We start from the raw sequence: 6,477 nt of genomic DNA on the forward strand, positions 1-6,477 counted from the left end.
TACTGTGCCAGATGCGGTAGGGAGGACAAGACCGTGGGCTGCCAAAGATCGCGCGCAGACCCCTCGGCAATCCCGCGAGCTAAACGCCAGCAGGCCCTAGGCACGGGCTGAACACAGGACTAGAATCTTGAACATGCGTTCAGCTAAGGGTGGGCAAAACCCTGCGGGAAGCGCGTCGAACGCGTCGCCGCCGGGTAGCAGCGACCTGACCGCGCGCGCCAGGATCCGCGATGCGGCGGCCTTCCGGTTCGCGGTGGAGGGCTTCGGCGCCTCGGTGCGGGCCATCGCCTCCGACGCCGGGGTGAGCGCCGGCCTGGTGATGCACCACTTCGGCTCGAAGGCGAGGCTCCGCGCCGCGTGCGATGAGAACATGCTCGCCACGATTCGCCGGCTCAAGCGCGAGAATGTCGCCGAGGCCGCCGCGGGCCAGAGCCTCTTCGACAAGTTCGCGGCCGCCGAGGAGAATGCGGCGGTCCTCGGGTACGTCCTGCGGTCCATGCAGGACGGCGGCCCGCTGGCCCGGGAGTTCATCGACCATATGGTCGATGACGCGGTCGGCTACAGCCGCGAGGGCGTCGCCGCGGGGGTGATCGTGCCCAGCCGGGACGAAGCGGCGCGGGCGCGCTACCTCACGCTTTCCGCGCTCGGCGCACTGCTGCTGGAGGTGACGCTCAATCCACCGGCGGACCCAGCCGACCTCGCGTCGATCGTCCGCGGCTATCTGCGCAGCAGCTACCTGCCGATGCTGGAATTGTTCACCGAGGGCTATCTCACCTCCCGTCGTGCGCTGGAGGACTGCCTCGCATACATGTCCACCCCGCCCTAGCGGCAGGCGGCATTGCCCGGCGCGCCAGAGCGCGCTGACTAGCAACACCTGCGACAGGCATTTGAAAGTGAGCGAGCCATGAGCATGAGACCAGCTATCGAGATCCACGAGCTGTCCAAGTCCTTCGGCAGGGTGCGGGCCCTGGACGGGCTGAACTTGAGTGTGCAGCCCGGGGAGATCCGTGGTTTTCTGGGCCCCAACGGGGCCGGAAAATCCACCACCCTGCGGGTTCTGCTCGGCCTGCTGCGGGCCGACGCGGGCTCCGCGCGGTTGTTCGGCGCAGAGGTGTGGCGCGACGCCGTCAAGCTGCACCAGCGCATCGCCTACGTGCCCGGAGACGTCAGCCTGTGGCCCAACCTGACCGGAGGCGAGTGCATCGACTACCTCGCCCGGCTCGGTGGCCGCGCCGACAAGCGCCGGCTCAAAGCCCGCAAGGCCGAGCTGCTGGAGCGCTTCGAACTGGACCCGCGCAAGAAGACGCGCACCTATTCCAAAGGCAACCGGCAGAAGGTCGCGTTGGTTGCGGCCTTCCTGGCCGACGCGGAGCTGTACGTGCTCGACGAGCCGACCTCCGGGCTGGACCCGCTGATGGAGTCCGTGTTCACCGGGTACGTCCGCGAGGCCGGAGCCGCGGGCAAATCCGTGCTGCTCAGCAGCCACATCCTCTCCGAGGTCGAGAAGGTCTGCGACACCGTCACGATCATCCGCAACGGGAAGGACGTCGAGTCCGGCACGCTGGAGGAGCTGCGGCACCTCACGCGCACCAGCGTGAGCGCGGTGGTCGGCGCAGACCCGTCGGCGCTCGCCGCGCTGCCCGGGGTTCATGACCTGGCCACCACGGCCTTTGCCGGTGCCACCCGGGTCACGTTCGATACCGACAACGCGCAGATCGGCGCCGTGCTGACGGCGCTCACCGCACTCGAGGTGCGCAGCCTCAGCGCCACCCCGCCGTCGCTGGAGGACCTGTTCATGCGCCACTACGGCGATGTGCTCGACTCTGGCACCGCAGCGGCGAGTGGATCGCCGGAGGGCGCCAAGGGCGCGGGTGCGCGATGAATGCCCACCTCGCCTCCGTGTCGCCTGCTGCCGGGCCGCGTTCGGCCCGCGGATCGGCCTTGGCCGGAACCGGCGCGCTGGTGCGGTTCATGCTGCGCCGGGACCGCGTGCGGCTGGGCGTATGGACGGCGTCGATCGTATTCTTCTATGCGTACTTCGTGGTGGCACTTGGCGCCTTGGGCGATCAGGCGCTTGCCGGGCGCGCGCTGATCATGCAGACCCCGAGCGGCATCGCCATGGGCGGACCCGGATACGGCATCGAAAACTACACGGTGGGTGTGGCCATCGCCAACGAGGGCATCACCTGGATGGTCATGGGGCTGGCGATCATGAGCATACTGCATATCGTGCGGCACACGCGTGGCGAGGAGGAGAGCGGGCGCTCGGAGCTGGTGCTCGCCCGGACGGTCGGGCGGCACGCGCCCGCGGTCGCGGCGGCAATCACCCTGTGCGTCGTGAACGCGGTGATTGCGCTCGCCTCTGCGCTCGTCCTTTCCGGTGTGGGCGGGGAGGACCTGGCCCTGGGTGATGCGTTTGCACTGACCGCCGGGAGCGCGCTGAGCGCCATGGTGTTCGGCGCGATCGCCTTGGTAGCCGCGCAGGTGACCGAGCATGGCCGCAGCGCGGTGGGCATCAGTCTCGCGGCGTTCGCTCTGGCCTTCATGCTCCGCGCCGCGGGCGATATCCAGCAGCGGCACGGCAGCGCGTTGTCGTGGTTCTCCCCGATCGCCTGGCCGCAGCAGATGCGGCCCTTCGTCGACGTGCGGTGGTGGCCGGCCGCGCTGTGCCTCGTCGCCATCTTCGTGTTCCTCCTCGTCGGCGCCTTCCTCGGATCACGCCGCGACTTCGGCGGGGGGCTGATTGCGGTTCGCGCGGGCCGGTCCGATGCCCGGGCGGTGCTGCGCGGGCCGGCCACCCTCGCCTGGCTCCAGCAGCGCACCGCGTTCAGCTGGAGCGCCATAGGGTTGGGCCTCATGTGGTTCGCCTCGGGCACCCTGCTGCCGGACATCACCTCCATGATCGCCGAAATCCCGGAGAGCAATCCGGTCTTCGCCGCGGTGTTCGGTGCGGATCCGAGCCAGTTCACCACGGCCTTCCTCGGGGTGATGATCATGTTCGCCATGCTGTGTTGCGCCGCATACGCCGTCGTGATGGGGCAGCGGGCCAAGGTGGAGGAAGGCGCCGGCCGTGCCGAAATCGCGCTGGCCAAGCCGATATCCCGGCATCGCTGGTTCGGCGCCCAACTGCTGGTCGCGGCGCTGGGTACCGGCATGCTTGCCGCGGTCAGCATCTGGGCCATGTGGCTAGGCGCGGCATCCGTTGGCTACGCGGAACAGACGTTCGCTGACTATACCGGGGTGCTGTGGCCCTACCTTGTGGCCCTGGCCAGCTATCTGGGATTCGCCACGGTCCTGTATGCGTGGATCCCGCGGGCGTCGGGCGCCGGGTGGGTGCTGCTGATCTACACTTTCGTGATCGGCATGTTCGGCGGGCTACTGCAGGACCTGCCGGACTGGGTGCACGGGATCTCGCCCTTCTACTGGCTTCCGGCCGCGTTCACCGAGCAACCGGAGCTCGGGCACATGCTCGGGCTGGCGGGGGTCGCCGTCCTCTCGTTCGCGCTTGGCTTCGCCGGATTCCGCCGGCGTGACGTGCCGGCCGCCTAGATGTCGTTTCGCGGAGCACGCGCCCGGTAGCGGTGCTGGAACCGAATAATCATGGATCGCACCATTCTCTGGTGCATGAACCGGAGCTGGGGTTGAGCCGCGGACTATATGTCCGTACCTGAGCGGCCGGCGAAACTTCGGGGCAAGCTATTCGAGAAGCGGCGCGAAATTCTCAAAAATTGTTTCGCAACCGCGGAATATCGATATGAAGAGTAGAGTTGAGTTAAGTACACTCAAGTTTATGGGTTCACCCTCAGAGAGAAAGGATGCGCGTGGACACCAAGCTCACTACCAAAAGCCAAGAGGCACTATCTGCTTCCGGGATGAATGCGTCGACCGCGGGCAATCCGCAGATCGAACCGGCTCACCTGTTGAAGGCTCTGCTGGATCAGCGGGACTCGGTCGCCGTGGCGCTGCTGAAAACCGCAGGACTGGACGTTGACGCCCTCTCCGTCGAGGCAAGCAGCGCCATCAACGCTCTGCCGGCGAACTCCGGATCCTCCGTGGCCCAGGCGCAATTTTCGCGTCAGCTGCTCCAATCGGTCAGCACCGCCCAGGAGATCGCGAACAATATGGGGGACACCTATGTCTCCACCGAGCATCTGCTCATCGCGCTGGCCTCCGACCAGACCAAGGCCGGCGAAGCCCTGCGCAATGCCGGAGCCACCCGCGAGCTGCTGGTAGGAACCCTGCCAACCATCCGCGGGGACCGCAAGGTCGACAATCCGAACCCGGAAGACACCTTCCAAGCGCTGGAAAAGTTCGGTACCGATATGACGGCGCTGGCACGCTCGGGCAAACTGGATCCGGTCATCGGCCGCGACAAGGAAATCCGGCGCGTCGTTCAGGTGCTCTCGCGGCGCACAAAAAACAACCCCGTGCTGATCGGTGAACCCGGCGTCGGCAAGACCGCCGTCGTCGAAGGACTCGCCCAGCGCATGATCGCCGGTGACGTACCGGAGTCCCTTCGCGGCAAGACGCTGATCTCCCTGGACCTCGGGTCCATGATCGCTGGCGCCAAATACCGCGGCGAGTTCGAAGAACGGCTGAAGTCGGTACTCGAAGAGATCAAATCTTCCGCCGGGCAGATCGTCACGTTCATCGATGAGATCCACACGGTGGTCGGCGCCGGGGCCTCCGAAGGGGCCATGGACGCCGGAAATATGCTCAAGCCGATGCTTGCCCGTGGTGAGCTGCGGCTCATCGGCGCGACCACGCTGGATGAGTACCGCGAGAATATCGAAAAGGACCCGGCCCTGGAGCGCCGCTTCGCCCAGGTCTACGTGGGGGAGCCTAGCGTGAATGACACCATCGCGATCCTGCGCGGCCTGAAGGAGCGCTACGAGGCGCACCATAAGGTTTCCATCGCCGACTCGGCGTTGGTCGCCGCCTCCACGCTGTCCAACCGTTATATCTCCGGGCGGCAGCTGCCGGATAAGGCTATCGACCTGGTTGACGAGGCCGCGAGCCGGCTGCGCATGGAGATCGATTCCGCACCGGAAGAGATTGATGAGCTGCGCCGCGAAGTCGACAGGCTGACCATGGAAGAGCTGGCGCTCTCCGGGGAGAGCGACCCAGCCTCGATCGAACGGCTGGAGGCACTGCGTTTTGACATGGCGGATAAGCAGGAGAAATTGGACGCGCTCAACGCCCAGTGGGACGCGGAGAAAGCCGGGCTGAACCGCGTCGGCGACCTGAAGGTGAAACTGGACGACCTGCGCTCGCAGGCCGAAAAGTTCCAGCGTGAGGGGGACCTGGAGAATGCCTCGCGCCTGCTGTACGGGGAGATTCCGACGCTGCAAGGCGAACTTGAGGCAGCGGCCGAAGCCGAAGCCGGCAACACCGCGGAACACACCATGGTGGCTGATGAAGTCACGGCCGACGATATTGCCGAGGTCATCTCGGCCTGGACCGGCATCCCCGCCGGGCGGATGCTGCAGGGCGAAAGCCAGAAGCTGCTGCAGATGGAAGAGCGCATCGGACAGCGGCTGATCGGCCAGCAGCAAGCGGTTGCGGCGGTCTCCGACGCGGTGCGCCGCACACGTGCCGGAATAGCCGATCCGGACCGCCCCACCGGGTCCTTCTTGTTCCTTGGGCCTACCGGTGTGGGCAAGACCGAGCTGGCCAAGTCGCTGGCCGACTTCCTCTTTGACGACCCGCGGGCCATGGTGCGGATTGACATGTCCGAGTACTCCGAGAAGCACTCGGTCGCCCGACTCGTCGGAGCGCCCCCAGGATATGTGGGATACGAAGAGGGCGGGCAGCTCACCGAAGCGGTGCGCCGTCGACCATACTCGGTCATCCTGCTCGACGAGGTGGAGAAGGCGCACCCGGAGGTCTTCGACATCCTGCTGCAGGTGCTGGACGACGGCCGCTTGACCGATGGACAGGGCCGCACCGTGGATTTCAGGAACACGATCTTGATCCTGACCTCAAATTTGGGTTCCCAATTCCTGGTGGATCCAACGATGGAGGACAAAGACAAGAAGTCTGCGGTGATGAACGTGGTCAACGCGTCCTTCAAGCCGGAGTTCTTGAATCGCTTGGACGAGGTCATCATCTTCGATCCGTTGAGCATCGAGCAGCTTGGCAATATCGTGAAGCTGCAAATCGACCTGCTGGCCGAAAGGCTGTCCGAACGCCGGCTCAGCCTCGATGTGGACGAATCCGCCGGAGAGTGGTTGGCCTTGACAGGCTACGATCCGGCCTACGGAGCCCGTCCGCTGCGCCGGCTGGTCCAGCGCGAAATCGGTGACCGGCTAGCGCGGGCGATTCTCGGTGGCAGCATCCAGGATGGGGATGTGGTCAAGGTCGGTCTGGACCCGGCGGGCGATCGACTCATGGTCGCTCGTGGCGAGGCGCCGCAACCCTAATTCCAGAGCATTGGAAATAGCCGTGGCCCGTGGAAAACACCCGCCACCGCGATTG

General features: G+C 65.9%; 4 protein-coding genes. All 4 read left to right on the top strand.

Features of this window, described 5'->3' with window-relative positions:
* Positions 1-133: 133 nt before the first annotated feature.
* The 4 genes from ACT3UA_RS14865 (at position 134) to clpB (ending at position 6,422) form a co-directional block, all read left to right on the top strand.
* A complete protein-coding gene (locus ACT3UA_RS14865) occupies positions 134-826 on the top strand; it encodes a TetR/AcrR family transcriptional regulator (RefSeq protein ID WP_096283317.1) in 693 nt (230 codons plus the stop codon).
* Positions 827-904: 78 nt separating this feature from the next.
* Positions 905-1,882 carry an ABC transporter ATP-binding protein gene (locus ACT3UA_RS14870; protein ID WP_444617118.1) on the top strand — a complete coding sequence of 326 codons (978 nt, stop codon included), beginning with the start codon at positions 905-907 and terminating at the stop codon, positions 1,880-1,882.
* Positions 1,879-3,549 carry an ABC transporter permease gene (locus ACT3UA_RS14875; protein WP_096283318.1) on the top strand — a complete coding sequence of 557 codons (1,671 nt, stop codon included), beginning with the start codon at positions 1,879-1,881 and terminating at the stop codon, positions 3,547-3,549. Before ACT3UA_RS14870 ends, ACT3UA_RS14875 begins: the two co-directional genes overlap by 4 nt.
* A 272-nt stretch (positions 3,550-3,821) precedes the next feature.
* Positions 3,822-6,422 carry an ATP-dependent chaperone ClpB gene (gene clpB / locus ACT3UA_RS14880; RefSeq protein ID WP_096283546.1) on the top strand — a complete coding sequence of 867 codons (2,601 nt, stop codon included), beginning with the start codon at positions 3,822-3,824 and terminating at the stop codon, positions 6,420-6,422.
* Positions 6,423-6,477: the final 55 nt, after the last annotated feature.

This window comes from Glutamicibacter sp. 363 (genome assembly GCF_052379505.1).
GTDB lineage: Bacteria > Actinomycetota > Actinomycetes > Actinomycetales > Micrococcaceae > Glutamicibacter.

Excerpts from the sequence above, each read along its gene's own strand:
- ACT3UA_RS14870 (WP_444617118.1), top strand. The coding sequence starts at position 905 with ATGAGCATGAGACCAGCTATCGAGATCCACGAGCTGTCCAAGTCCTTC.
- ACT3UA_RS14875 (WP_096283318.1), top strand. The coding sequence starts at position 1,879 with ATGAATGCCCACCTCGCCTCCGTGTCGCCTGCTGCCGGGCCGCGTTCG.
- ACT3UA_RS14865 (WP_096283317.1), top strand. The coding sequence starts at position 134 with ATGCGTTCAGCTAAGGGTGGGCAAAACCCTGCGGGAAGCGCGTCGAAC.